Here is a 23,514-nt window from a genome sequence, read left to right as displayed (position 1 = left end):
CGTCTCACCGGAATGCCAGCGTATCGTGGCCGCTGGAATGCCCCGGGCGGGTCGGCAGTTGGCCCCTGTGCGCGCTTCCCCCGCCGCCACGACGACCGACCGAAAGGCCCCCCTATGCCATTGACCGGTGAATACGAACCGAGCACGTCCGACTGGGCGCGCGAGCAGGTCGAGGAGTACGAGGGCTCCGGCGGAACGCGCGGCACAACGCTGCGCGGCATGCCGGTGATCGTGCTCACCTCGGTCGGCGCTAAGTCGGGCAAGCTGCGCAAGACCGCGCTGATGCGCGTCGAGCACGACGGCGAGTACGCCCTCGTCGCGTCTCTCGGTGGCGCGCCCAAGCATCCGGTCTGGTACTTCAACCTGCTGGCCGAGCCGCACGTCGAACTGCAGGACGGCCCGCAGAAGAACGACTACACGGCCCGCGAGGTGACGGGCGACGAGAAAGCTCTCTGGTGGGAGCGGGCCGTGGACGCGTACCCCGACTACGCCGACTACCAGGTCAGGACCGAGCGCGAGATTCCTCTGTTCGTTCTGGCTCTCCGGCAGCCGGAGTAGGCTCCCGGCCTCCTGTGAGGCCGACGACGGCGCCGGCTATGCCCGTGACGATCGCGCCGGCTGCGGTCACCGTGAGGCCCGAGAACGCCGTGTCGGCGTCGATCAGGGCGCCCGCCACCGCGGACCCCACCGTCACTCCCACGGCGAGGCCGACCGACGGCCAGGAGAGCGCCTCGGTGAGCCGTCGGCGGTCGACGCGCACCTCGATCAGCGAGATGCCGGAGATGAGGACAGGGGTCGTCACGAGACCCGCGAGGAGCACGGCCGCCGTGAGCGTGCCCAGGTCACGGATGAGCACGATCCACGGGATCACGAGCGCGTAGGCGATGCCGGTGACCAGCACGCGGCGGCCGGCGGGCCACGACGCGCTGAGCGGGCCGAACGCGACGCCGGCGACGACGCTGCCCAGCGCCAGGACGGCGAGGATCGGGCCCGCGCTCGCCGGCTGTCCGGCGAAGGCCGACACGCTGACGGCCGAGAGGTCGACGGAGCCGAAGACGAGGCCGACCCCGAAGTACATCGGCAGAATTCCGATGACGACGCCGGGCAGCCGCGCGCGGTGCCGTGCGGCGGACGTGCGCTCTGCGCCGGCATCCGGAATCACGGCGGCAGGCCGGGGCGCGGTCGAGCGCAGAAGCAGCAGCGCGACACCGCCCAGGATGCCCACGGCAATACCCGTGGCGAAGCCGTAGACGGGGCCGAGCGTCGTTGCGAGCACGGTGACCACGGGCGGCCCGATCACGAAGACCAGCTCGTCGTTGACGGACTCGAGGGCGAGCGCGGTGTGCCTCTGCGAAGGCTTTGTGAGAATTCCCGACCAGCGCGCCCGGGCCAGCGACCCCATGTCTATCGAGGTGAGGCCCACGAGGAAGGCCGCCACGAACCAGCTCCACTCCGGCGCGTCGACGATCACGACCGTGCCGAGGGCGACCGCCGACAGCATCGACGCGACGAGCCCGATCGGCAGCACGGGCAACTGGCCCCGGGCGTCGACGGCCCGTGACCAGAGCGGCCCGCCCACGGCGATGCCCACGATGATCGCGCCCGAGACCAGGCCGGCCAGCGCGTAGCTCTGCGTCGCGCCGGCCACGAGGAGCACGGTCGCGATGCCGGCGGTCGAACGGGAGACGCGCCCGAACCATCCGGCCACGCTGAAGGCTACGGTTCCCGGGTTGGAGAGGATGTCGGCGTAGGAGCCCAGCAGCCGGATTGCCATCGACCATGCCTTACGGTCACAGCACGAAGGCGGGGATGCCCGCCGGCGACTCGAGGGTGACGTCGCGAATGAGCCTAGTCGAGAGCAGGGCCTCCCTATGCTGGAGGCGACGCCACTCCGGGCGCGCCGAAAGGAGCTTCAGTGACGAATCCACACGACTACGCCGGCCAGACCCAGCCCGCGGGATGGTACCCGGATCCATCGGGAGGCCAGGGCACGCGCTGGTGGGACGGTCAGCAATGGACGCAGCACGTCTCGGACCCGGCCCTGCAGGTGTACGCGAGCAACGAGCCCCGGCGGGTCGACCCGTCCACGCCGATCTACACGCCCTGGATCTGGCTGATCGTGCTGCTGCCGCTGTTGTCGCTCGTGACGCTGCTGTTCTGGGACATGGACTCCTACCTGAGGGCGTCGATGTCGACCGACGACCCGTTCGCGCAGTACTCCGACCCGGGCTACCTCGTAGAGCAGGGAACGGGCTGGCTGATCTACGGAGTGAGCGTGTTGTTCGCGTTCCTCGATCGCCGGGTGCTGCTGCAGCGGGGCTTCGACCGGCCGTTCCACTGGGCGTGGGCCTTCCTCGGCGGAATCGTCTACATCATCGGACGATCCGTGATCGTGCGTCGCCGCTCCGGCAGGGGCCTCCTGCCGATCTGGGTCTACATCGCAGTCTTCGTGGTCTCGATGATCGTCGTGATCGCCAAGGTCGTCGGCGCGATGTCGACGGCGATGGCCGTCATGCCGGGGTTCAGTTGAGCGGCTTGCTGCCAAGTCGCCGCTGAAGGTCCTACGTCGGTGCCAACGGGGCCTAGGGTCACAGGTACGGAGTCAGCCGGGCTCTCGGAACGAGGGAGTACACCATGGGCGAGAAGTCCGCACGAAAAGCCGTAGCCAAGCCGGCCGCACGCAGCCTCAAAGAGAAGCGCGCCGACAAGAAGACGAAGAGCGGCTCTGTGAACCACTCGACCGACGCGGTGACGAACGTCAAGAAGAAGTAGCCAGGTCTGAGAAAGCCCCGCGCATGACTGTTATGCGCGGGGCTTTCTCACGTCTGCGGTCTACAACCCGGTCGTGCCGAAGAGCAGGCCCAGCAGGTAGGTCACGAGCGCGGCGCCGTAGCCGATCGCGAGCTGGCGCAGTCCGCGCTTGAGCGGTGACGCTCCGGAGAGGATGCCGACCACGGCGCCGGTGCCGAGCAGCGCCAGGCCCACGAGCACGGCGGCCACGACGAGGGCCGCGAGTCCGGACAGGCCGAACAGGTAGGGCAGCACCGGGATGATCGCGCCCGATGCGAAGAAGCAGAAGCTCGAGAGGGCGGCGCTCATGCCCGTGCCCACGGCCTCGTGTTCGTCGCTCTCGGCGTGCACGGCCGGGTCGGCCGTCAGCGCCAGGTCGTGGGTCTGCAGCACCTCGGCGGCATGGGCGTCGGCTTCCGACTCGCTCATTCCGCGAGCACGGTAGACAAGGGCGAGCTCGTTCGCGTCGACGTCGAGGTCGGCCACGGCGGTGCGCGCCCCGGGATCGGGAGTCGACGACTCGAGCAGTTCGCGCTGTGATCGCACCGAAACGTATTCGCCGGCTCCCATCGACAGGGCTCCCGCGAGCAGGCCGGCGATGCCGGTGAGCAGCACGACGTTGGTGCCGACGCCGCTGGCCGAGATCCCGATCACGAGCGCGAGGTTGGAGACGAGTCCGTCGTTGGCGCCGAAGACGGCCGCGCGGAACGTTCCGCTCAGCCGCATGCGACCCCGCGTGGCGAGCCCTCGAACGACCTCCTCGTGGATGCGCTCGTCTGCGGCCATGGCGGCCGTCGCATCCGAATCGGTGTCGTAGGGGGAGCGCGACTCTGCTCGCTGGGCGAGCGCCAGCACGAATACCGACCCGAAGCGGCGGGCGAGGAAGCCGAGCACGCGGGTGCGGAGGGCGCCCCGACGGGTCGGCCCGATCTGGTCGCCCAGCAGGTCGCGCCAATGGGCCTCGTGCCTTGCCTCGGCCTCGGCGAGGGCGAGCAGGATCTCGCGCTCCTCGCCCGTGCGCCTCGAGGCCAGGTCTCGGTAGACGGCGGCCTCGAGCTGCTCGTCTGCCAGGTAGCCGCGCCAACGGCGAATCTCGGATGCGCGCGGGGTGCGCTGCGCCTCGCTGCTCACGGCGGCGGTGTCGGACTCGGTCAGTTGCCGGCGGCGGCGCGCTGGCTCTCCTGGCGCGCGACGTGCGCGGCCTTGCGAGCCTTGTCTTCGTTGAGCTGCTTTACGCGGGCGGCTTCGCGGCGCACCTCGGCCTGCGTGGCGCGTTCGCGAACGAGCCACTCGGGCCTGTTGGCGAGCAGGTCCTGGATCTGGGCCGTCGTGAGCGGCTCGGTGACGCCGCCGCGGGCGAGGCCCGAGATGGTGACGCCGAGCTTGGATGCGATGATCTGGCGTGGGTGCGGACCGGCGAGGCGCAGCTGCACCACCCACTCGGGCGGCGTGGAGAGCAGCTCGTCGAGTTCGGTGCGGGTGACCGTGCCCTGCTGGAATTCTGCGGGCGTGGCCTCGAGCAGCACGCCGAGCTTCTTGGCCGCCGTCGCGGGCTTCATGGTCTGGGGGGTTTTCGCGGGCGTCATGATGCCAAGGGTAGCCTGAGACCGCGCCGGAAGCCCGGCGCGAGGCGTGAGGAGCTTTTCGTGCAGATCGATCCGACCACACTTCGCTGGTACACGGCCGTGGCCACCGAGCTCCATTTCGGGCGCGCCGCCGCGTCACTGGGCATCGCCCGCACCCGGTTGAGCAAGGCGATCGTCGAACTCGAGGGGCTTCTGGGCTACCCGCTGTTCGATCGCGAGCAGCAGGGCACGGTGCTGACGGATGCCGGACGGCAGCTTCTCGACGACGCCCCGGCTCTGATCGTGGCGGGCGACGAGCGCGCAGCCCTCGAGGCGGAGGAGGCGGCGAAGCCCGTTCCGTTCCGACTGTCGTTCGTTCCCGGCGTGACCGTCACGAAGTGGACCACCGAGTGGGCGGAGCGCCACCCCGACATCCCGCTCGAGGTGCGGCCCGTCGCCGAGGATGCGCGGGTCTCCGGGGTGCGCGACGCGACCGTCGACGTGGCGTTCGTGCGCCTGCCGATCGAGCGCGACGGTCTCAGCGCCATCCGGCTCTACGACGAGGTGCCCGTGGTCGTCGTCTCGAAAGACAACGCGCTCTCCCTGCTCGAGGAGGTGCGCCTCGCCGAGCTGCTCGACGAGCATCTCGTGCAGGACCCGGCCGAGGTCGAGGGATGGGCGGAACACGCAACGGAGATGATCGAGGGCACGAGGGTCGACATGCCGGCGCCCGCGTCCGTCGAAGACGCCATCGACCTCGTGGCCGCGGGAACGGGCATCGCCGTGCTTCCCCACTCGGTCGCCCGACTGCACGCCCGCAAAGACGTGGTCGCCCGCCCGGTGCTCGACCTTCCCGAGACGCAGATCGCCATAGTCTGGCTCGCAGACGAGACGTCGGAGCGCATCGAGGAGTTCATCGGCATCGTGCGCGGCCGCCGCACGTCGAGCTCGCGGGCGGCCGTCTCCGCCCCCGAGGAGAAGCCGCGCGCAGCCGCCCCGAAGAAGCCCCGCACGGGAGCCGCCTCAGGCAAGGGAGCCGCCTCAGGCAAGGGAGCCGGTTCCGGCAAGGGCGCCGCCGCGAAGACGCCGCGCCCGCTCGGCACCGCCCGCAAGCCGCGGCCCTCCGGCGGCTACCGCAAGAAGGGCCGCTGACCGAACGCGGGTACGGAACAATGGGGCGGTGACCTCTTCTGCTCCCCGCTTCGGACTCCTCCTCGACGTCGACGGGCCCATCGCCAGCCCGGTGACCCGCTCGATCGTCATTCCGTCGATCAGCCGTGACCTGGCTGCGCTCGCGAACGCGGGCGTTCCGGTGATCTTCAACACCGGGCGCTCCGACGTGTTCATCGCGGGGGAGGTCGTCGAGCCGCTCCTCGCCGCCGGCCTGCAGCCGCACGCCCGCGTCTACGCCATCTGCGAGAAGGGGGCGACCTGGTTCGAGATCACGCCGCAGGGAGCGGGCGAGGTCTCGATCGACTCCTCGCTCACCCCGCCGGCCGGCTTCGACGACGACGTGCGCGCGCTCGTCGCCGAGAACTACGCCGACCTCGTCTTCTACGACGAGACCAAGCGAGCCACGGTCACGTTCGAGCAGCGCATCGACGTGTCGACGAAGTCCTTCCTCGCGCGCCAGCTCGAGATCGACGAGGCGGCCATCGCCCTGCTCAACGCACGGGGCTTCGGGGCGCGACGCGGCGATGTCGACTACCCCGACGCATCCGGTGCCGTTCAGTACCGCGCCGACCCGTCGATCATCTCCACCGACTTCGAGTCGCTGCGGGTCGGCAAAGACTTCGGCGCCGAGCGCGCGTTCGCTCTGCTCGAAGGAACGGGCGAGATGCCGCTCGAGTGGCGCACGATGGGCGACTCCCGGGGCGACTACGCCATGGCCACGTGGCTGCACGAGCGAGGCGAGACGGTGGCGCACGTCGACGTGCGGCCGGCCGACGGCATCCCCGACACCGCGTACCCGGTCTTGACGGCAGGCGACCTGATCCACGACGAGGCCGGGGCGCTGTTCCTCACCCGCTGGCTGGCCATGCTCGACGACGCCGAACTCACCGACGACCGGCTCGGCTGACCCGCATTTCGTTCAGCTGGGGGCCGACCTCGTCGCTATACGACGAGGTCAGGCTGTTGGTGCACAAGTCAGAGGCGCCGGATGCGCGCGGCCGTTCCGCCGGTCGCCTCCAGCACCGCGGCGGGCGCCAGCTCGATGTCGAAACCGCGTCGACCGCCCGAGACGAGGATCGTGTCGAACTCGAGCGCGGAGTCGTCGAGCACCGTCGGCAGGGGAGACCTCTGGCCGAACGGGCTGATGCCGCCGACCACATAGCCGCTCTTGCGCTCGGCCACGGCGATGTCGGCCATCGCCGCCCGCTTGCCGCCGAGCGAGAAGGCGAGCGCCTTGAGATCGAGCATGCCGCTCACCGGCACGATGCCGATGCCGAGACCCGCGTCGGAGTCGACCATGAGCGTTTTGAACACGCGGGCAGGGTCGATACCCAGCACCTCGGCGGCCTCGGAGCCGAAGTCGGTGACCGCGGGGTCATGGGCGTACGCGTGGGGAACGAAAGGGATGCCCGCGCGGCTGAGCGCGGTCGTGGCCGCGGTGGTCGGCCCGGCGGCGTTCTTCTTCGCCATGTCGCGTGATCAGCCGGCTGCCGGAGCGCTCGCTGCAGGCGAGGCGGCCAGCAGCGTCTGTTCGAGGAACTCCCGCACGTCGGACACCTCGTCGCCCGTGATGCCGTGACCGGCCCCGGGGTAGAGGCGTGCATCCGCGGTCGCGTGCGTCTCGAGCCACGTGGCCGTGCGGGCGACCGCGGACGGCGGGATGATGGGATCTCGCTCGTCGCGTCCCCAGAAGACGCGGGGTCGCAGGGTCTCGAGCTCATCGTCGGCCGGGGCCTCGCCCGAGATGGAGAAGCCCGACAGGTTCACCGTCGAGGTGAAGCGGTGCGGGTCGTGGCGCAGCAGCTGCAGGGCCATCGCGCCGCCCTGCGAGAAGCCGAGCGTCGACACGGCGGCCGGCGAGCCGTAGGCCGACGTGAGGCCGTCGAGCCAGGCGAGCACTCCGCGTGCTGCGGCATCCACCCCGCTCGGTTCGGGATTGCCCGGCGCGCCGATCTGGAACCAGGCGAAGCCGTTCTGGATCGGGGCCGGAGCGATGAGCGGCGCGCGCAGCGAGGCGCACACGATGTCGCCCGGCAGGTGCGGGGCGAGCGAGATGAGGTCGGCCTCGTGCGAACCGTAACCGTGCATGATCACGAGCAGTCGAGAGCCCGGGATGCGAGCCGCGAGCTCATCGCGGGGGATCGACCACACCACCGCCCGATCGTCGATGATGGGCTGGGTCGGGGAGAAGTCGGTCACCATCACGACGATACCCGAGCGCCGAGACTCTCGGGCAGAACCGCTCAGCGCATGAGATCGAGCAGGGCCACGCCACCGTTCATGGCCCACTCGTTCGTCAGGGAGGCAAGCTGAGGAACGTCTTGAAGGGCCACGCCGCCGGAGGTCAGGACCACGACGACGCCATCGCGGATCACCTGGACGCCGGTGATGTCGAGCTGCTCGGCCGGGTCGTAGCCTCCACCGACCTTCAGTGCCCATGCCCCGGCCGCAGACACCGCCGGAATGTCGACGGTCCATCCGACCGGCTCCATACTCTCCTCGGTGTACTCGGGGTCGCGCGAAATTCCGATCGAGATGCCGCCGTACTCCTCGACGTCGATACTCGAGCCGTCGGTCTCGGGGGTGTGCCAGCTGCAGATGAGCTCGGGCCCGTCGACGCCCGTCGTGACCCCATTGTCGCTGCCCTCGAGCTCGATGAGACCGCTCACCTCAGGACCCAGCGCCGCCTTCGCCTCGTCGCAGGTGGGATATCCTGCGTTGGTCGTCGGCGCCCCTGTGCTCGGCGTCGTGCCGACCCCGGCTGCGGGAGCAGTCGCCTGCGGTTCGCCGAGCGACGATCCCCCCGCGTCGTCGCCCGAGCCGGCCCCGCTGCATCCGCTCAGAATGCCGGCGGCCACAGCCATCGCCACCACGATCCCCGCACGTCGACCCGTCTTCAGTGCCACTGCATCCCCCTTCTCCCGCGGTCTCGTCCGACCTCGAGATTATGGGTGCACAGCCGACGGATTCAAGTCGGCGAGGTCACGACCGGTTGCGGCTGAGCTCGTAGATCTTGACGAGCTCGTCGATGGCCCCGTCGCGCGTGTCGCCGCCCGCCTCGAACATCTCGGTGACGTGGGTCTTCAGGTGGTTCTCGACCATGAGCTTGTTGAGCGAGCCGAGAGACTTCTGAATGGCGAGGGACTGCGTGATGATGTCGAGGCAGTACTCCTCGTTCTCGATCATCTTCTCGAGGCCACGCAGCTGCCCCTCGAGGATGCGGGTGCGGTGCAGGGCGCGCTTCTTGATGTCGTCGATCACGAGGCCAGAATACTGCCTCGCGCGGCCGTACCTCCCCGGGGTATGCCGGATGCCCACGGCGAGGCGCGTGTCAGCTCTGGCAACGGGGGCACCAGTACACGTCGCGCAGCGATAACGGGTCGGCCCCCAGCTTGCCAGCCCGGATGCGCGTGCCGCACCGGCGGCACGGCTGGCCCTCGCGGCGATAGACCCAGCTCTGCCTTCCCGGCCGCAGGTCGCCGGTGGTGGAGCGCTCGGTGCGATCGCGATTCGCCAGGATCACGCGGTGCCCGAGGGCCACGAGAGCAGGCAGATCTGCGACCTCGCCGATCGGACGCGTCGGCAGGACGCCGCGCAGGAAGCAGAGCTCGTTGGCGTAGACGTTGCCGAGGCCCGCGAGGTTGCGCTGGTCGAGCAGGGCGACGTGGGTCTCGCGTTCGGGCTGCGCGGAGAGGCACAGCACCGCCTCGGATGCCAGGAAGTCGTTCCAGTCGGGGTCGAGCACGTCGGGTCCCAGGTAGCCGACGACCGACTCCTCGTCGGTGCGGGCGACGACCTCGACCGTGCCGAGGTCGAAGCCCACCGCGACCCAGTCGGCCGTGGCCAGAACGATCCTCGCGGCGTAGGCCGGTCTCTTCCACGCCGACGTCGGCCGGTACAGATGCCACGACCCCTCCATCTTGAGGTGGGTGTGGATGCTGACGTCGCCGACGCGGGTGAGCAGGTGCTTGCCGACGCTTGCCACGCCCTCGACGACGTCGCCCGCGAGGTCGAGCTCGGCGAACTGCGGAACGCGGAAGTCGCTGCGGATCAGTGTGGCTCCGGCGAGGGCCTGGTCGAGGTGTCGCGCGGTTCGGTAGACGGTGTCGCCTTCGGGCATCCGGAACTCCTAGGAGGCGCGCAGGCGGAAGCCCTGCGGGGTCGCGCCGAATCCGGCGGTCTCGAGGGCACGACCGATGTCTGTGCCCAGGGCGTACTCGCCGTTGACCTTCTCGACGGTGAGCTTGGCGACGCGACCGGAGACGACGGTGGCGGCCAGTGAGGCGGCGGCGGTGGCCAGCTCGTCGTCGTTCGCCGCGAACGAGAGCAGGGTCTTGCCGCCGCGCTCGACATAGAGAACGAGGCGACCCTCGACCAGAACGACGAGGGCACCCGCCTTGCGGCCAGGTCGATGACCCGTGCCGCCAGGCCAAGGGAGGGCCGCGCCGTAGGGGTTCGCCGGATCTGTGGCCGCCAGCGTCACAGCACTGTCTGTGGCCGCTGTGTCGTTCTTACCCGGACCGCGCTCGGCGAGGGCGTCGGCTGTGAACGAGCGCAGCCGGTCGATCGTGCCGCCGGTGGCGAACTGGGATGCGCCGAGGGTCTCGACGAAATAGCCGCGCCTGGCGCGGCCCGTCTCCTCGAAGCCGGAGAGCAGGCGGTAGGCGAGCGCGAAGCCGCCCACGATGCGCTCGGCGACCACCGCGCCCTTGGTGACGACGCCGTAGCGTTCGAGCAGCATGTCACCGAGCGCGTGGCCGCGCACGGTGGCATCGGTCTCGGGCTCGGGAAGCAGAGACCAGCGCCCGCCCGCCGTCGGTGGGCCGATGCGGGTGACCATCGTGGGGCGCGCATAGGAGCGCCCGCGATAGAGCTTGGAACGGGGAGCGGCGCGCTTCGTGCTGTGCGCCGACTTGCCGCCACCCGTGAGCGAGCGCAGGGGCGCGAGGGTGTCGTTCGTGACCCGGCCGGCCCACACCAGATCCCACAGCGCGGTCACGAGTTCGGCGTCGTCGACGGCCCCGCCCAGAGCGGTGCCCACCGTGTCTGACAGGGCCCGGAAGAAGTATGCGCCCCCGCCCTGCAGCGCCCCGAGAACGGCGTGCTGCAGCGTCGTGGCCTCGAGAGGTTCGGCGAGCGGAATCGTGAGCGGCGCGGTCTCGGCGAGGTGCAGGGAGACCCAGCCGTCGTTGCCCGGCAGGGAGCCGGCGCCCGACCAGACGACCTCGCCCGTGGCGGTGAGCTCGTCGAGCATGGCGGGGCTGTACTCGCGCACGCGGCTCGGCAGAATCAGGGTCTCCCAGGCCGAAGCGGGAATCGGCACTCCGGCCAGCTGGTCGATGACGGTCGCGACCCCGTCGACTCCGCGCAGGGTGCCGCCGACGTGCTGCCACGAGGGCAGGAAGCGGGCGAGGGTCGCCGTGTCGACCGGCTCGACCTCGTGCCGCAGGGCCGCGAGCGAGCGGCGTCGCAGCCGACGGAGCACCTCGACGTCGCTCCACTCGGTTCGCGCCGCGTTCGGGGTGTCGGCGCCCAGGGGCCTGAACTCGCCCTCGATCACGCGCCGGGCGCTCTCGAGCCGGCGCAGCGCATCCAGAACCACGGCGGAGCCGAGGCCGTAGCGGCTCGCCGCCTCGCCCACCGTGAACGGCGCGTGGGTGCGGGCGTAGCGGGCCACGAGGTCTGCGACGGGGTCGGGCACGGGCTCGATGAACGCGTCGGGAACGCCGTAGGGAACGGGCACTCCGAGCGCGTCGCGCAGGCGGCCGGCGTCTTCGATGGCGGCCCAGCGCTGGTCTGACGCGATGGTCACGACGAGCGCGCGGCGGGCGTCGACGAGCTGGGCCAGAATCTCGGATGCCCGGGGTGCGGCCTCGTCGACGAGCCTGGCCGTGACCTCGGCCAGCGACAGCGGACCGAGCACGCGGATGAGGTCGGCCACTCCCTCGGCGTCTCGAGCCTTGCGGTCGGGCGCGAGTCGCTGCAGCTCGAGCTCGGTCTGGGCGATGACCCCGGGGTCGAGGAGTTCACGCAGCTCGGCGCGGCCCAACAGCTCGGACAGCAGCGTGGGGTCGAGCGACAGCGCGGCGGCGCGGCGCTCGGCGAGGGGGCTGTCGCCCTCGTAGACGAACGAGGCGACGTAGCCGAAGAGCAACGACTTGGCGAAGGGCGACGGCTCCTGGGTCTCGGCCTCGACCACCCGGATGCGCCGTGCCTCGAGGTCGCGGGTGAGGCCGATGAGGGCGGGCAGGTCGTAGACGTCTTGCAGGCACTCTCGGATGGTCTCGAGGATGATGGGGAAGCTCGGGAACTTGCGGGCCACATCGAGCAGCTGGGCGCTGCGCTGGCGCTGCTGCCAGAGCGGCGAGCGCTTGCCGGGGTTCTGCCGGGGCAGGAGCAGGGCGCGGGCGGCGTTCTCTCTGAAGCGCGAGGCGAACAGGGCCGAGCCACCTACCTCTTGAGTGACGATCTGCTCGAGCTCGTCGGCCTCGAACAGGAACAGCTCGGCGCCGGGCGGCTCGCTCTCGGTGTCGGGCAGGCGCAGGATGATGCCGTCGTCGTTGGCGACGGATGCGCCGTCGATGCCGAAGCGCTCGCGCAGGCGCGCGCCGATGGCCAGCGACCACGGCGAGTGCACCTGCATGCCGAAGGGGGAGTGCAGGATGACGCGCCAGTCGCCGAGCTCGTCGCGGAAGCGCTCGATGACGAGGGTCTTGTCGCTGGGCACGTGGCCAGTGGCCTCGCGCTGTTCGACCACGAAGGTGACGAGGTTGTTCGCCGCGCGCTCGTCGAGCCCCGCGCTCGCGGTCATGCGGGCGCGCCCCTCGGCATCCGCCCCCGCCAGCTGGCGGGTGAACTCGCCGATCGCTCGACCGAGTTCTGCCGGGCGACCCTGGCCGTCTCCGCGCCAGAACGGGAGACGGCCGGGCTCGCCGAAAGCGGGCGTGACCAGAACCCTGTCGTGCGTGATCTCCTGGATTCGCCAGCTCGTGGCACCGAGCGCGAAGACGTCGCCGACGCGCGACTCGTAGACCATCTCCTCGTCGAGCTCGCCCACCCGGTTGCCGCCTTTGGCCGTGGATGCGGTGCCCGTCGCCTGCTCGGATGCGGCGCCCCCGACCATGAAGACGCCGAAGAGGCCGCGGTCGGGGATGGTTCCGCCGCTCGTGACCGCGAGCCGCTGCGCGCCGGGGCGGCCCGTGAGCGTTCCGGCGTCGCGATCCCACACCAGGCGGGGTCGGAGCTCGGCGAACTCGTCGGACGGATAGCGGCCCGCGAGCAGGTCGAGCGTGGCCTCGTAGGCCGAGCGCGGGAGGCCCGCGAAGGGGGCGCTGCGTCGCACCGTGTCGAACCACTCCTCGACGTCGATCGGCTCGAGAGCGCAGGCGGCGACGGTCTGCTGGGCGAGGATATCGAGCGGATTCGTGGGCACCGACAGCGACTCGATGAGGCCCTCTGTCATGCGCAGCGAGGCGACGGCGGAGTGCAGCAGATCGGCGCGGTGCTTGGGGTACAGGATGCCGCGGGACACTTCTCCCACCTGGTGACCGGCGCGGCCGACGCGCTGCAGGCCGCTGGCGACGCTCGGCGGCGACTCCACCTGCACGACGAGGTCGACGGCGCCCATGTCGATGCCGAGTTCGAGGCTCGAGGTGGCGACGACGCAGCGCAGCCGCCCCGTCTTGAGGTCGTCTTCGATGACCGCCCGCTGCTCTTTCGAGACGGAGCCGTGGTGGGCGCGCGCGAGGATCGGCTCGTCGGCGCCGTCGCCGGCCCGCGCGCTGACGCTGGCCGGGAGGCCCTTGGTCTGCCCGGCCTGGCCCATGACCTGGGCGGGCGGCTGCTTCGCTCGCTGAGCCTGCGTTCCCTGAGCCTGTGTTCCCGTTCCCTGAGCCTGTCGAAGGGAATCGTGCCCTTCGACAAGCTCGTGCCCTTCGACAAGCTCGTGGAGCGAGTCGGCAAGAGACTCCTCGCGCCGCTCGAGGTAGATCTCGTTCAGCCGGGCCGTGAGCCGCTCGGCCAGCCGACGGGAGTTCGCGAACACGATCGACGAGCGGTGGGCAAGGATGCGGTCGACGATGCTCTCTTCGACGTGCGGCCAGATCGAACCCTGGCCTCCTCCCGACCCGTCGTCCTCCCGCAAGGCCCCCGCCGCAGAGCCCTCTCGCTCGCCCGCCGACGGGAGGGCGGTCATGTCGTCGACCGGCACGACGACTCGCAGGTCGAACTTCTTGGTCGACGTCGGAGCCACGATGGTGACCGGACGGCCGCCGGCCAGGAAGCGAGCCACCTCTTCGCGCGGACGCACCGTGGCCGACAGCCCGATGCGCTGGGCCGGCTTGTCGAGGAGCAGGTCGAGGCGTTCGAGCGAGACGGCGAGGTGCGCGCCGCGCTTGGTGGCCGCGACCGCGTGCACCTCGTCGATGATGACCGTCTCGACGGTCGAGAGCGACTCGCGCGCTGCCGAGGTGAGCATCAGGAACAGCGACTCGGGCGTGGTGATGAGGATGTCGGGCGGGTTCTTGGACTGGGTGCGGCGGTCGGCCTGCGTCGTGTCGCCGCTGCGCACGCCCACCTGGATGTTCGGGGGCTCGGTGCCGAGGAGCCTCGCCGTCTGCGTGATGCCCACGAGCGGGGAGCGCAGGTTGCGCTCGACGTCGACGGCGAGAGCCTTGAGCGGCGAGATGTAGAGGACCCGCACGCCGGCCTTCGCGGGCGGGGGCTGCGACGTGAGCCTGTCGATCGACCACAGGAAGGCCGACAGCGTCTTGCCCGATCCGGTGGGGGCAACGACGAGCGCGTTCGCCCCGGAGGACACCGCCTGCCACGCTCCGAGCTGCGCGGGCGTGGGCGCGCTGAACGCCCCGCGGAACCACTGTCGGGTCGCGGGGGAGAACCTGTCGAGCACGTCGCCCATATGCTCCATCCTCACGCATGCCGCCGACAGTGTGTCCTGCGGCGCCGACGGCTGGTCTCGTGGGTAAGAATGGACTATGAGCGTGAGAACTCCAGACCCCGATCCCGAGTGGACCCCCGAGGGCAGCAACATCCCGCCCACACCGTCGCAGAACACCAACCCGGGCTGGCTCAGCGACATCGAGCTCGCCGAGATCCGTCGGCGCCTGCCGCTGCTCTACGTGGAGGCCGTTCCCGTGAGGGTCGACGGCCTGGGCCAGGTCACCGAGGTGGGTATGCTTCTGCGGGCCACTCCCACAGGCTCGATCACGCGCACGCTCGTCTCCGGCCGGGTCATGTACGGCGAGACGCTGAGGGATGCCCTCTTCCGCCACCTCGAGAAAGACCTCGGGCCCATGGCGTTCCCGCAGCTGCCCGCGAGCCCGATCCCGTTCTCGGTGGCGGAGTACTTCCCGCTTCCCGGCGTCACCCAGTTCTACGATGAGCGTCAGCACGCCGTCTCGCTCGCCTACGTGGTGCCCGTCACGGGCACCTGCGAGCCACGCCAGGACGCGCTCGAGGTGACCTGGATGACTCCCCAGGAGGCGGCATCCGACGAGCTGTCTGCCGAGTTCGAGGGCGGCCGCGGCTCGCTGCTGCGGGCGGCACTGGCCTCGGTAGGACGCCTGATCTAGACAGGCGTTCCCTGAGCTTGTCGAAGGGCAGCCCTTCGACGGGCTCAGGGAACGACAGGCTCAGGGAACGGAACGCACGAACGGGCGGAGAACAGAGGACCCGACGCGGTATTCGCGTCGGATGCACTGATATCCGCCCGTTCAGGCGAAGCGCGGGCTGCTAGCCCTGGGCGCGGCGTCCCTGGCGACGAGCGCCGCTGGCGCCGCCATTGCCGGATGCCGATGCGCCGGCCGCGTAGCCGCCCTGGCCGCCGGTCGACGTGGAGTAGGTGCGCGACGAGCCACCGGCCGGGGCCGCTGCGCGGCCTCCGCCGTTGCCGCCGCGGCGGGCTCCACCGGCCGAAGCCGGGGCGCCTGCGGTCGCGGGACGGCCCGAACGGTCGCGACGGGGACGACCCTCGCCGCCGCCGGCGGACGGCGAACCGTCGCGCTGGGCGCGCTTGCGCTGGGCGTTGGCTCCCTGCGATCCGCCCTGGCGGCGCGGGGTGCCCTGAACCTGAACGGCGGCGCGGGGAGCGGGCTTGACCCACTCGGCCAGCTCGCCGACGAGCTCGGTGACTGCGGGGGAGTTCGCCGTGACGCGCTGCGGGGTGACCTGGATGGCCGCCTTGCGGAGCAGATCGGCCGTGTCCTTCTTCTGCGTCGGCAGCATCACAGTGACGACGTCTCCGGCGCTTCCCGCGCGGGCGGTGCGGCCCGAGCGGTGCAGGTACGCCTTGTGCTCTGCCGGCGGGTCGACGTGGATGACGAGCTCGATGTCGTCGACGTGCACGCCGCGGGCGGCGACGTCGGTGGCGACGAGGACCTTCACGTCACCGGCGCTGAAAGCTGCGAGGTTGCGGTCGCGGGCGACCTGCGAGAGGTTGCCGTGCAGGTCGACGGCGGGGATGCCGGCGTCGATCAGCTGGCGGGCCAGCTTCTTGGCGTGGTGCTTGGTGCGCATGAACAGGATGCGGCGGCCGGTGCCCGAGGCGAGCTTCTGAACGAGCTCGGTCTTGGCGGTGGCGCCGTCGACCTCGAACACGTGGTGGGTCATGAGCTCGACGTGGCTGGTGGCCTCGTCGACCGAATGCAGAACCTCGTTCTGCAGGAACTTGCGCACGAGCTTGTCTACGCCGTTGTCGAGCGTGGCGGAGAACAGCAGGCGCTGTCCGCCGCGCGGGGTCTTGTCGAGGATGCGCGTGACGACGGGCAGGAAGCCCAGGTCGGCCATGTGGTCGGCCTCGTCGAGCACGGTGATCTCGATGGCGTCGAGCGACACGAAGCCCTGCTTCATGAGGTCTTCGAGGCGGCCCGGGCAGGCGACGATGATGTCGACGCCGGCCTTGAGGGCGGCGACCTGGCGCTGCTGCGACACGCCACCGAAGATGGTGGTCGACTTCAGGCCGTACGCGTCGGCGAGCGGCTGGAGCACTGCAGAGATCTGGGTGGCGAGCTCACGGGTCGGCGCGAGCACCAGGCCGAGCGGGCGACCCGAGCGGCGCTGGCCGCCGGAGAGCGCGCCGCCGAGGCGGGCGACCATCGGAATGGAGAACGCGAGCGTCTTGCCCGAGCCCGTCTTTCCGCGGCCGAGCACGTCGCGTCCGGCGAGGGTGTCGGGAAGGGTGTCGAGCTGGATGGGGAAGGGCTCGGTGATGCCGGCGCTGGTGAGCGCGGCCACGACGGGCGCAGGAACGCCGAGCGAGGAGAAGGTGGGTGTTGACATAGCTGTTTCGGTGCCTTTCAGGCATCGGATCCGCAGCGTGACACGACGGCATCGCACAGAGATGCTGTTTCGCACAGACTCTCTCGGCCATGCCGCGACTGTGCGGAAATGATGGCGAAGGTGCCAGTAGGCACTTCCGTTCGCCGTGAGAAAGTTTTCGCGGATTTCAGGCACGAGGCCCGAACCGCAAGGTGCGTTCTACGACGCAGGGAGCGCACGATCGCGCTCGCAAGTGATTACAGCCTAGCGCACATACAGCTCGCCCACCGGAATCCCGGCGGAGACGCGGTTTCCGAGAGGCGCGAGCGGGCAGGCCCAGGCTGGGTCGTAGGCGCACGAGGGGTTGTACGCGAAGTTGAAGTCGAGCACCAGCGACCCGGGTGTGTCGCCCTCGCCCAGATGGGCGCCCTTGATCGAATCGATGAGGTAGCGCCCGCCGCCGTAGGTTCCGTCGGGTGTGCCCGCGAGCCCGTCGCGAACGGGAATGAACAGGCCGCCTCCGTAGGAGCGCAGGCGCCAGACGTCGAGCCTGCCCACCTCGGGGATGCTCGCGTGCCCGACGAGTTCGAACGGCACGACCCCGTCGGTGCCGGTCTCGAAATCGAAGCCGCCCGGCGCATCCGGGCCCGTGATCTCGACCTCGAATCGCCAGGCCGGGTCGTAGGGCGCCACGGGCAGCCCGGTGAAGCCGGGTCGGTCGTCGGGCAGCAGGGGGGTCTGCGGATGCGTGCGGAACAGTTCGTCGCGCCCGTCGCGCCACACGGTATGGGCGGCCTCGGCGTTCACCAGCGCGAGCAGGCGCACCTCGGCATAGAGAGCGAAGACGCGTTGGCGCCAGTCGGCGACCTGGATGGCGGAAACAGCGGAGGTCATCGGATCAGGCTACGCCGAGATGTCGGGATCGGCCCCGACAGCCCCGTTCCCTGAGCTTGTCGAAGGGTCGTCGACAGGCTCAGGGGACGACGGGAGCGGCGGATCGAACGCCCACGTCGGCGCGAGCTGCCGGAGCCGCGCCCCGCGCCACTGCCAGAACGCCCACATGCCGTACCAGGCGGCCGGCGTCAGCACGCCCGCTCCGATGATCAGCCGGTCTCGGTAGAGAGTCTTGCCCGTTCCGGCCGGGTCGGGCGAGATGGCCATCTGGTGATCCCAGGTGGTGGGGATGGCGACAGCACCCGAGACGCCGCGGCCCGAATCGCGCACGATGCGCACCCCGTCGGGCCGCTCCAGGAAGGAGAGCCGGATGATCTGCTTGCCCAGCGGTATCAGGCCGCCGCCCTCGATCTCGACGGGATGCTGTCCCGGCCGCCAGATGGTCGGAAAGCCGTCGGCGCTGAGCGACCGGATCTTCAGGAACGGACTCGACACCTCGCGAAAGACGGCGGGGCTCCGGATGGCCCGCCACGCGGCATCCGGATCTGTGTCGAGCACGAATTTCAGCAGAACTCTCATGGGTGGCCTCCACCGCCCAGTCTGCGTGGCAGGCCCGTCTGCGACAAGTCGGACGCCTGCCATTGCACGCCCGCTCAATACGTCGTAATGCAATTTGGTGTTGGCCGATCGAGGTGCCAGCCTGAATCCATGACCCAGAGCCTGCCCGTTCTCGATTTCTCCCGCCTCGATGCCTCGCCCGACGAGGCGGAGGCTTTCCGCAACGACCTGCGCCGTGCCACCCACGACTACGGATTCTTCTATCTCACGGGTCACGGCGTTCCCGAGTCGCTCGTGAGCCGCGTGCTCGAGACGTCGCGGCGGTTCTTCGACCTTCCCGAGGCAGACAAGCTGTCGATCGAGAACGTGCTCAGCCCGCAGTTCCGCGGCTACACCCGCGTCGGCGGCGAGCTGACGCAGGGCAAGGTCGACTGGCGCGAGCAGATCGACATCGGCAGCGAGCGCGAGACGGTCGAGCGCGGCGAGGGCGTTCCCGACTACTGGCGGCTCGAGGGCCCGAACCTGTGGCCCGACGCCCTGCCCGAACTGCAGGATGTCGTCACTCGGTGGCACGACGAGCTGTCGGCCATCAGCATCCGGCTTCTGCAGGCTTGGGCGCAGTCGCTCGGTGCCGACCCGCACGTCTTCGACGCGGCGTTCGCCGAGCGTCCGTCGACCCTGATCAAGATCGTTCGCTACCCCGGCAAGAGCGACCCGACCCCGAAGCAGGGCGTCGGTGCCCACCGCGACGGCGGCGCGCTCACCCTTCTCCTCGTCGAGCCCGGCAAGGGCGGCCTCCAGGTCGCGCACGGCGACGAGTGGATCGACGCCCCGCCGGTGCCCGGCGCCTTCGTCGTGAACATCGGCGAGCTGCTCGAGTACGCCACGAACGGCTACCTCAAGGCCACGGTGCACCGCGTGATCTCGCCGTCGATCGGCAGCGACCGCATCTCCATCCCGTTCTTCTTCAACCCCGCGTTGGATGCGTCGATCCCGGTGATCCCGCTGCCTGCGGCCCTGCAGTCGGAGGCCACGGGCGTGACGCCCGATCCCGACGACAGCCCGATCCTGCAGGTCTACGGCGAGAACGTGCTGCGCTACCGCCTGCGCGCTCACCCGGACGTCGCGGCGATCCACCACGCAGACCTGCTCTGACGTGAGCCGAGGAGCCCGTGTCCACTAGCCTCGAGCAATGACACGAGCCGACTCGCATTCGCCCCGCCGTCGACCGAACACCTCGCCGAGAGTCCGCTCGACGCTCGGCAGGGTGCCCACCCGCCGAGCCGAAGAGGCTCGCGTGCCGCAGCGGCGCATCCGGTTCAACCCCCTTCTCATCGGTCTGCTGGGAGCGCTCGGCGCCTGCGTCGGGCTCGGGGTGTGGGGTGCCCTCGGCTCGCTGTCGACGGTGTTCGTGTACATCGGCATCGCCTTCTTCATCGCGCTGGCCCTCGAGCCGCTGATGAAGCTCGCCGAGCGGCACAACATCCCTCGCTGGGCCGCGTCGCTCGGGGTCGCCGTGATCGCGCTCGCGGTGATCGGCGGCGTCGCCTTGGCCATCGTGCCCAACCTCGTTCGTCAGGTGAACTACCTGATCTCCCACGCGAGTGAGCTGACCGACAGGCTGCTGTCGCAGCCCTGGGTCATCTGGATCAGCGATCAGCTGGGCACCTCGCTCGACCTCGACTCGATCATCAAGGACATCACCTCGTTCCTCTCCGATCCCGACAAGCTCCTCTCGATCGGCGGCGGCCTGCTCTCTGTCGGGTCGGGCGTCTTCGAGGGAATCACCGCCGTGATCGTGGTGACCGTGCTCACCATCTACCTCACGCTGACGCTCCGCGGCGTGATGGCGACCGTCTACCAGGCGGTGCCCCAGTCGCGTCGTGCGGGATTCAGGGAGATCACGGAGGAGATCCTGGAGTCGGTCGGCAAGTACGTGGCCGGCCAGTTCGTGCTGGCTCTCGCGAACGCCACCATCACCCTGATCCTTGTTCTCATCGTGGGCGGACCGGCGCCCCTGCTGCTGGCCCTTGTCGCCTTCGTCTGCGCTCTCATCCCCGTGGTCGGTCCCATTCTCGGTACGACGATTGGAGCCGTATCGATCCTCACCATCAACCCGCTCGGCGCCCTCATCTTCGCGATCATCATGCTCGTCTACCTGCAGGTCGAGGCCTACATCCTCACCCCGCGGGTGATGGCCAAGGCGGTCGCCGTGCCCGGCGTGCTCGTGATCGTGGCGGCCATCGGCGGCGCGGCCCTCGGAGGAATCCTGGGCGCGCTGGTCGCCGTGCCGGTGGTCGCTGCGGGAATCCTGATCTTCCAGCGTGTGATCCGTCCGATTCAGGACGCGCGCTGACGCTGAGGGCGTAGCGTTGCGGCAGGAGGTTTCATCATGAAAGCAGTCGTCAACGGCACCGTCATCGCCGAGGCACCCAAGGAAGATCTGATCGCCATCGAAGGGAACTGGTACTTTCCCCCGTCGAGCGTGAACTTCGACCTGCTCACCCCCAGCGACACCCCGTACACCTGTCCGTGGAAGGGCGAGTGCCAGTACTTCAGCGTGAGCGACAGCGGCGCGAGCCTCAAGGACCGCGCCTGGAGCTACCCGAAGCCCTACCCCGCTTCGTTCGACCGCGTGGGCAAGGACTTCAGCAACTACGTCGCGTTCTGGAAGGAAGTCCAGGTCGTCGAGTAGTCGTCTCGTCGAGTTGCCTGAAAACGCCGCCTCCCCATCGGGTGAGGCGGCGTTTTCGTGCAACTCGGCGGAATCTCGTGCCACATTGGCCGGTTGCCGAGCATCGGGCTCAGGGGCCTCGGGCTAGCGTCGAGGGCATGACGGAACTCCTTCACCTGCCCACCGGTGACACCGCGCGTCGCGCGCTCGACTGGGTGCAGCGCACCGAGGAGCGCTCCATCGCCAACCACAGCGTTCGCACCTTCCTGCACGCCCGCGTGGTGGCGGCATCCGATGGCCTCGCTGCCGGCCAGGACTTCGACACCGATCTGCTGTTCCTCGCCTGCGTGCTGCACGACATCGGAACGACGGACGAGGCCGACGGCGAGCTGCGGTTCGAGGTCGACGGCGCCGACGCGGCCGCACGCTTCCTGGCCGCCGAGGGGATGTCCGCCGCCGAGACCGACCTGGTCTGGGAGGCCATCGCCCTGCACACCTCGCCCCAGATCGCGGAGCGCCGAGGACCGATCACGCGGTTGACCCGCCTCGGCGTGCGCGGCGACTTCGGCCTCGACACGGTCGCGGCGGCAGAGCGGAGTGCGATCGAGGAGGCCTACCCTCGCCTCGACGTCGAGAAGCACCTCGGCGACGCGGTGCTCGAGCAGGCCCTGCGCAGGCCGGAGAAGGCCCCGCGCAACTCGTGGCCGGCGAGCCTCGTGCGCGCGCACCACGACGACCCGCACAACACGGGAGTCAGCGAAGCGTTCTGAGTCTGCGCACCGGCGCCCGGCAGGTGCATCCGCTGCCCGACGACAGGGTGCGGATGCGCCGAGGAGGCGCGGATAGGGTGGCACCATGACCAGGCATATCGGCATTCTGTTGTTCGACGACGTGGAGGAACTCGATGCCGTCGGTCCGTGGGAGGTGCTCTCGTGGTGGACGCGCGCGAATCCCGAGGACGGGTACGACGTGCTGATGATGGCCGACTCGCTCGACCCCGTCACCTGCGCCAAGGGCATGCGCATTCTGCCCGATGTGCGGGTGGATGCCGCACCGCCCCTCGAGGTGCTCATCTATCCGGGCGGACGCGGCACTCGCAGGCACCTCGTCGACGAGGCGCGGATCGAGTGGGTGCGCGCGCAGCGAGCCGCCGTTCCCCTGATGACCAGTGTCTGCACCGGCTCGCTCGTCTATGCGGCGGCCGGCATCCTCGGCAACCGGCCGGCGACGACGCACTGGGGTTCGCTCGACCGGCTCGGCGAACTCGACCCGAGCATCGAGGTGCGCCCCGACGATCGCTTCGTCGACGACGGCGACGTGATCACGTCCGCGGGTGTCTCGGCGGGCATAGACATGGCTCTGCATCTCGTCGCCCGTCTCGCGGGAGTCGAACGCGCCCGCGAGGTGCGCCGCGGCATCCAGTACGACCCGCAGCCGCCCGTCTGAGCCCCAGGCAAGCGCGCTACAGTCGGGAGGCCGCTTGGCGCCTGCGCGCCGGGTCGATCTCGCGGCGCTGCCAGGTGATGACGTTGGCCGGGTCGAACCGCTTGGAGCACATGCCGCAGGCGAGCGTGCGCGCCGGCTTGCGATAGCGGAAATGCTCGTGGCCCGCGGGGCAGGTGCCCGCCCACGGCGCCAGTTCGTCGGCGACCGAGCCGGTGTGCGTGCGCGACCCCACGTATCCGATGGATGCCGCGATGCGCCTCCACGACGGACCGTGTCCCGCCCGGTGGCCGGCCATCGCGTGCGCGACCTCGTGCAGCAGCACCTGGTGGATCTCGTCGTCGTCGAAGGTGGCGGCCAGGTAGCGCGAGACCGTGATGCGCTTGGTCGTGAAGCTGCAGAGCCCCGCGCGCGTCTTGGCGTTATCGAACCCGAACGACCACACCCGCGGATCGAGGTGGAGGGCTATGAGGGCGTCTGCCCAGACGCGTACTTTCGCAAGATCAGCCACGGGGAAACCTTAACTCGAGCGTGCGACATCGGCCCGCGAGCGGCCGCCGAGACACGGGTCAGGACTCGGAGAGGAACGACTCGGTCACGGCGACGGCCACGAGCGAGCTCTCGAGCTGGTCGAGCGAGGCGCCCATCTTCTCGTAGAGGAAGACGGTGGCCTTGAAGTCGACCAGGGCGGCCTCGTAGTCGCCCAGGTCGAACAGCACCTTGCCGCGGGTGAGCTGCGACGCTGCCTCGAGCGGACCCCACTCGTGCACCCGCGCCTCGTCGACGCACAGCGACAGTTCGGACAGGGCCGCCTGCAGCTTGCCCTGGTACTGCTGCACCTGAGCGCGGCGGATACGGGCGCCGAGCAGCTGCTCGCGGTCGCCCGAGAAGCGGGTGTGGCGCACGGCCTCGTTCGCCACGGTCCATGCCTCGTCGAGGCGCCCGAGCAGCCGGTACAGCCCGACCTTCTCGTTGAGGGCCGAGAGGCTGCGCAGTTGGCCCAGCTCGCCGAGTCGCGCGGATGCCGCCGCGACGTCGATCTTCTCCCTCAGGTTGCGGGGGTCGTAGCCGGTGATGATGCTCACGTGTGTCAGGTACTCCGTTGCTCGGCGCGTGGTGCTCCCGCGGCCGAACGGGTCGGTC

General features: G+C 70.0%; 25 protein-coding genes. 11 read left to right on the top strand and 14 right to left on the bottom strand.

Translation table 11 applies throughout. The annotated features are described in order from the left end of the window. Positions 1 to 114: 114 nt before the first annotated feature. Positions 115 to 558, top strand: coding sequence for a nitroreductase family deazaflavin-dependent oxidoreductase (locus ASF06_RS06290; RefSeq protein WP_055944769.1), 444 nt, complete (start codon positions 115 to 117; stop codon positions 556 to 558). Here ASF06_RS06290 and ASF06_RS06285 read toward each other — a convergent pair. Further along, positions 503 to 1,774, bottom strand: a complete 1,272-nt coding sequence (locus tag ASF06_RS06285; RefSeq protein WP_055944766.1) for an MFS transporter — start codon at positions 1,772 to 1,774, stop codon at positions 503 to 505. The genes ASF06_RS06290 and ASF06_RS06285 overlap by 56 nt on opposite strands. Before the next feature lie 141 nt (positions 1,775 to 1,915). Here ASF06_RS06285 and ASF06_RS06280 point away from each other — a divergent pair, with 141 nt between their 5' ends. Then, positions 1,916 to 2,530 (top strand): DUF2510 domain-containing protein, encoded by a 615-nt coding sequence (locus tag ASF06_RS06280; RefSeq protein WP_055944763.1) that lies wholly within the window; start codon positions 1,916 to 1,918, stop codon positions 2,528 to 2,530. Between the two features lie 104 nt (positions 2,531 to 2,634). Next, complete coding sequence (locus ASF06_RS19820; protein ID WP_200920326.1) at positions 2,635 to 2,772, top strand: hypothetical protein; 138 nt, start codon at positions 2,635 to 2,637, stop codon at positions 2,770 to 2,772. A gap of 60 nt (positions 2,773 to 2,832) precedes the next feature. Here ASF06_RS19820 and ASF06_RS06275 read toward each other — a convergent pair whose 3' ends face one another. Both ASF06_RS06275 and ASF06_RS06270 read right to left on the bottom strand, forming a co-directional pair. Continuing rightward, entirely contained in the window at positions 2,833 to 3,921 is a 1,089-nt protein-coding gene (locus ASF06_RS06275) for a VIT1/CCC1 transporter family protein (protein WP_055944760.1), read from the bottom strand. Between the two features lie 20 nt (positions 3,922 to 3,941). Beyond that, a complete protein-coding gene (locus ASF06_RS06270; RefSeq protein ID WP_055944757.1) occupies positions 3,942 to 4,376 on the bottom strand; it encodes a DUF5997 family protein in 435 nt (144 codons plus the stop codon). A gap of 60 nt (positions 4,377 to 4,436) precedes the next feature. Here ASF06_RS06270 and ASF06_RS19400 point away from each other — a divergent pair, with 60 nt between their 5' ends. Beyond that, a complete protein-coding gene (locus ASF06_RS19400) occupies positions 4,437 to 5,507 on the top strand; it encodes a LysR family transcriptional regulator (protein WP_055944755.1) in 1,071 nt (356 codons plus the stop codon). A 28-nt stretch (positions 5,508 to 5,535) separates the two neighbouring features. Further along, positions 5,536 to 6,435, top strand: coding sequence for a hypothetical protein (locus ASF06_RS06260; protein ID WP_055944753.1), 900 nt, complete (start codon positions 5,536 to 5,538; stop codon positions 6,433 to 6,435). Between the two features lie 68 nt (positions 6,436 to 6,503). Here the strand turns inward: ASF06_RS06260 and ybaK are convergent, their stop codons facing one another. The 6 genes from ybaK to ASF06_RS06230 form a co-directional block, all read right to left on the bottom strand. Continuing rightward, positions 6,504 to 6,998, bottom strand: coding sequence for a Cys-tRNA(Pro) deacylase (gene ybaK, locus ASF06_RS06255; RefSeq protein WP_055944751.1), 495 nt, complete (start codon positions 6,996 to 6,998; stop codon positions 6,504 to 6,506). A gap of 9 nt (positions 6,999 to 7,007) precedes the next feature. Next, positions 7,008 to 7,727 carry an alpha/beta hydrolase gene (locus ASF06_RS06250; protein ID WP_162237683.1) on the bottom strand — a complete coding sequence of 240 codons (720 nt, stop codon included), beginning with the start codon at positions 7,725 to 7,727 and terminating at the stop codon, positions 7,008 to 7,010. Between the two features lie 44 nt (positions 7,728 to 7,771). Next, positions 7,772 to 8,434: a hypothetical protein gene (locus ASF06_RS19675; RefSeq protein WP_055944748.1), complete on the bottom strand. Its 663-nt coding sequence runs from the start codon at positions 8,432 to 8,434 to the stop codon at positions 7,772 to 7,774. 76 nt (positions 8,435 to 8,510) lie between these two features. Beyond that, complete coding sequence (locus ASF06_RS06240) at positions 8,511 to 8,789, bottom strand: metal-sensitive transcriptional regulator (protein ID WP_055944745.1); 279 nt, start codon at positions 8,787 to 8,789, stop codon at positions 8,511 to 8,513. 70 nt (positions 8,790 to 8,859) lie between these two features. Then, entirely contained in the window at positions 8,860 to 9,648 is a 789-nt protein-coding gene (locus ASF06_RS06235) for a DNA-formamidopyrimidine glycosylase family protein (protein ID WP_055944742.1), read from the bottom strand. Between the two features lie 9 nt (positions 9,649 to 9,657). After that, positions 9,658 to 14,445 carry an Lhr family ATP-dependent helicase gene (locus tag ASF06_RS06230; RefSeq protein ID WP_055944740.1) on the bottom strand — a complete coding sequence of 1,596 codons (4,788 nt, stop codon included), beginning with the start codon at positions 14,443 to 14,445 and terminating at the stop codon, positions 9,658 to 9,660. A 76-nt stretch (positions 14,446 to 14,521) separates the two neighbouring features. On the opposite strand from ASF06_RS06230, the gene ASF06_RS06225 reads away from it, so the two are divergent. Beyond that, positions 14,522 to 15,118 (top strand): NUDIX hydrolase family protein, encoded by a 597-nt coding sequence (locus ASF06_RS06225; protein WP_055927001.1) that lies wholly within the window; start codon positions 14,522 to 14,524, stop codon positions 15,116 to 15,118. A gap of 160 nt (positions 15,119 to 15,278) precedes the next feature. On the opposite strand, the gene ASF06_RS06220 is transcribed toward ASF06_RS06225, so the two are convergent. The 3 genes from ASF06_RS06220 to ASF06_RS06210 all read right to left on the bottom strand — a co-directional run bounded on the left by ASF06_RS06220 (position 15,279) and on the right by ASF06_RS06210 (position 18,275). Further along, positions 15,279 to 16,823 (bottom strand): DEAD/DEAH box helicase, encoded by a 1,545-nt coding sequence (locus tag ASF06_RS06220; protein ID WP_082500746.1) that lies wholly within the window; start codon positions 16,821 to 16,823, stop codon positions 15,279 to 15,281. 243 nt (positions 16,824 to 17,066) lie between these two features. Continuing rightward, positions 17,067 to 17,696 carry a DUF1684 domain-containing protein gene (locus ASF06_RS06215; RefSeq protein WP_055944737.1) on the bottom strand — a complete coding sequence of 210 codons (630 nt, stop codon included), beginning with the start codon at positions 17,694 to 17,696 and terminating at the stop codon, positions 17,067 to 17,069. A 9-nt stretch (positions 17,697 to 17,705) separates the two neighbouring features. After that, complete coding sequence (locus tag ASF06_RS06210) at positions 17,706 to 18,275, bottom strand: hypothetical protein (RefSeq protein ID WP_055944735.1); 570 nt, start codon at positions 18,273 to 18,275, stop codon at positions 17,706 to 17,708. Positions 18,276 to 18,404: 129 nt separating this feature from the next. Here ASF06_RS06210 and ASF06_RS06205 point away from each other — a divergent pair, with 129 nt between their 5' ends. From ASF06_RS06205 to ASF06_RS06185, 5 genes are all read left to right on the top strand, one after another. After that, the gene (locus tag ASF06_RS06205) at positions 18,405 to 19,409 is read left to right on the top strand and encodes an isopenicillin N synthase family dioxygenase (protein WP_055944732.1); all 1,005 of its coding nucleotides are present in this window, start codon (positions 18,405 to 18,407) and stop codon (positions 19,407 to 19,409) included. Positions 19,410 to 19,446: 37 nt separating this feature from the next. After that, positions 19,447 to 20,610 (top strand): AI-2E family transporter, encoded by a 1,164-nt coding sequence (locus ASF06_RS06200; RefSeq protein WP_055944729.1) that lies wholly within the window; start codon positions 19,447 to 19,449, stop codon positions 20,608 to 20,610. Positions 20,611 to 20,646: 36 nt separating this feature from the next. After that, complete coding sequence (locus ASF06_RS06195; protein WP_055944728.1) at positions 20,647 to 20,949, top strand: DUF427 domain-containing protein; 303 nt, start codon at positions 20,647 to 20,649, stop codon at positions 20,947 to 20,949. Between the two features lie 137 nt (positions 20,950 to 21,086). Then, a complete protein-coding gene (locus ASF06_RS06190) occupies positions 21,087 to 21,698 on the top strand; it encodes an HD domain-containing protein (RefSeq protein ID WP_055944727.1) in 612 nt (203 codons plus the stop codon). Between the two features lie 85 nt (positions 21,699 to 21,783). After that, on the top strand, positions 21,784 to 22,374 hold the full coding sequence (locus ASF06_RS06185; protein WP_055944724.1) for a DJ-1/PfpI family protein: 591 nt from the start codon (positions 21,784 to 21,786) through the stop codon (positions 22,372 to 22,374). Between the two features lie 16 nt (positions 22,375 to 22,390). Here the strand turns inward: ASF06_RS06185 and ASF06_RS06180 are convergent, their stop codons facing one another. Both ASF06_RS06180 and ASF06_RS06175 read right to left on the bottom strand, forming a co-directional pair. Further along, complete coding sequence (locus ASF06_RS06180; RefSeq protein ID WP_055944721.1) at positions 22,391 to 22,882, bottom strand: SprT-like domain-containing protein; 492 nt, start codon at positions 22,880 to 22,882, stop codon at positions 22,391 to 22,393. Between the two features lie 58 nt (positions 22,883 to 22,940). Then, on the bottom strand, positions 22,941 to 23,456 hold the full coding sequence (locus ASF06_RS06175; protein ID WP_235497163.1) for a hypothetical protein: 516 nt from the start codon (positions 23,454 to 23,456) through the stop codon (positions 22,941 to 22,943). Positions 23,457 to 23,514 lie beyond the last annotated feature (58 nt).

This window comes from Agreia sp. Leaf244, assembly GCF_001422695.1.
Classification (GTDB): Bacteria; Actinomycetota; Actinomycetes; order Actinomycetales; family Microbacteriaceae; genus Agreia.
The sequence above is the reverse complement of the archived record's forward strand: the minus strand, read 5'-3'. Positions and strand labels throughout refer to the sequence as shown.

Excerpts from the sequence above, each read along its gene's own strand:
- ASF06_RS06290 (WP_055944769.1), top strand. The coding sequence starts at position 115 with ATGCCATTGACCGGTGAATACGAACCGAGCACGTCCGACTGGGCGCGC.
- ASF06_RS06285 (WP_055944766.1), bottom strand. The coding sequence starts at position 1,774 with ATGGCAATCCGGCTGCTGGGCTCCTACGCCGACATCCTCTCCAACCCG.
- ASF06_RS19820 (WP_200920326.1), top strand. The coding sequence starts at position 2,635 with ATGGGCGAGAAGTCCGCACGAAAAGCCGTAGCCAAGCCGGCCGCACGC.
- ASF06_RS06270 (WP_055944757.1), bottom strand. The coding sequence starts at position 4,376 with ATGACGCCCGCGAAAACCCCCCAGACCATGAAGCCCGCGACGGCGGCC.
- ybaK (WP_055944751.1), bottom strand. The coding sequence starts at position 6,998 with ATGGCGAAGAAGAACGCCGCCGGGCCGACCACCGCGGCCACGACCGCG.
- ASF06_RS06235 (WP_055944742.1), bottom strand. The coding sequence starts at position 9,648 with ATGCCCGAAGGCGACACCGTCTACCGAACCGCGCGACACCTCGACCAG.
- ASF06_RS06230 (WP_055944740.1), bottom strand. The coding sequence starts at position 14,445 with ATGGGCGACGTGCTCGACAGGTTCTCCCCCGCGACCCGACAGTGGTTC.
- ASF06_RS06225 (WP_055927001.1), top strand. The coding sequence starts at position 14,522 with ATGAGCGTGAGAACTCCAGACCCCGATCCCGAGTGGACCCCCGAGGGC.
- ASF06_RS06220 (WP_082500746.1), bottom strand. The coding sequence starts at position 16,823 with ATGTCAACACCCACCTTCTCCTCGCTCGGCGTTCCTGCGCCCGTCGTG.
- ASF06_RS06215 (WP_055944737.1), bottom strand. The coding sequence starts at position 17,696 with ATGACCTCCGCTGTTTCCGCCATCCAGGTCGCCGACTGGCGCCAACGC.
- ASF06_RS06210 (WP_055944735.1), bottom strand. The coding sequence starts at position 18,275 with ATGAGAGTTCTGCTGAAATTCGTGCTCGACACAGATCCGGATGCCGCG.
- ASF06_RS06205 (WP_055944732.1), top strand. The coding sequence starts at position 18,405 with ATGACCCAGAGCCTGCCCGTTCTCGATTTCTCCCGCCTCGATGCCTCG.
- ASF06_RS06200 (WP_055944729.1), top strand. The coding sequence starts at position 19,447 with ATGACACGAGCCGACTCGCATTCGCCCCGCCGTCGACCGAACACCTCG.
- ASF06_RS06195 (WP_055944728.1), top strand. The coding sequence starts at position 20,647 with ATGAAAGCAGTCGTCAACGGCACCGTCATCGCCGAGGCACCCAAGGAA.
- ASF06_RS06190 (WP_055944727.1), top strand. The coding sequence starts at position 21,087 with ATGACGGAACTCCTTCACCTGCCCACCGGTGACACCGCGCGTCGCGCG.
- ASF06_RS06185 (WP_055944724.1), top strand. The coding sequence starts at position 21,784 with ATGACCAGGCATATCGGCATTCTGTTGTTCGACGACGTGGAGGAACTC.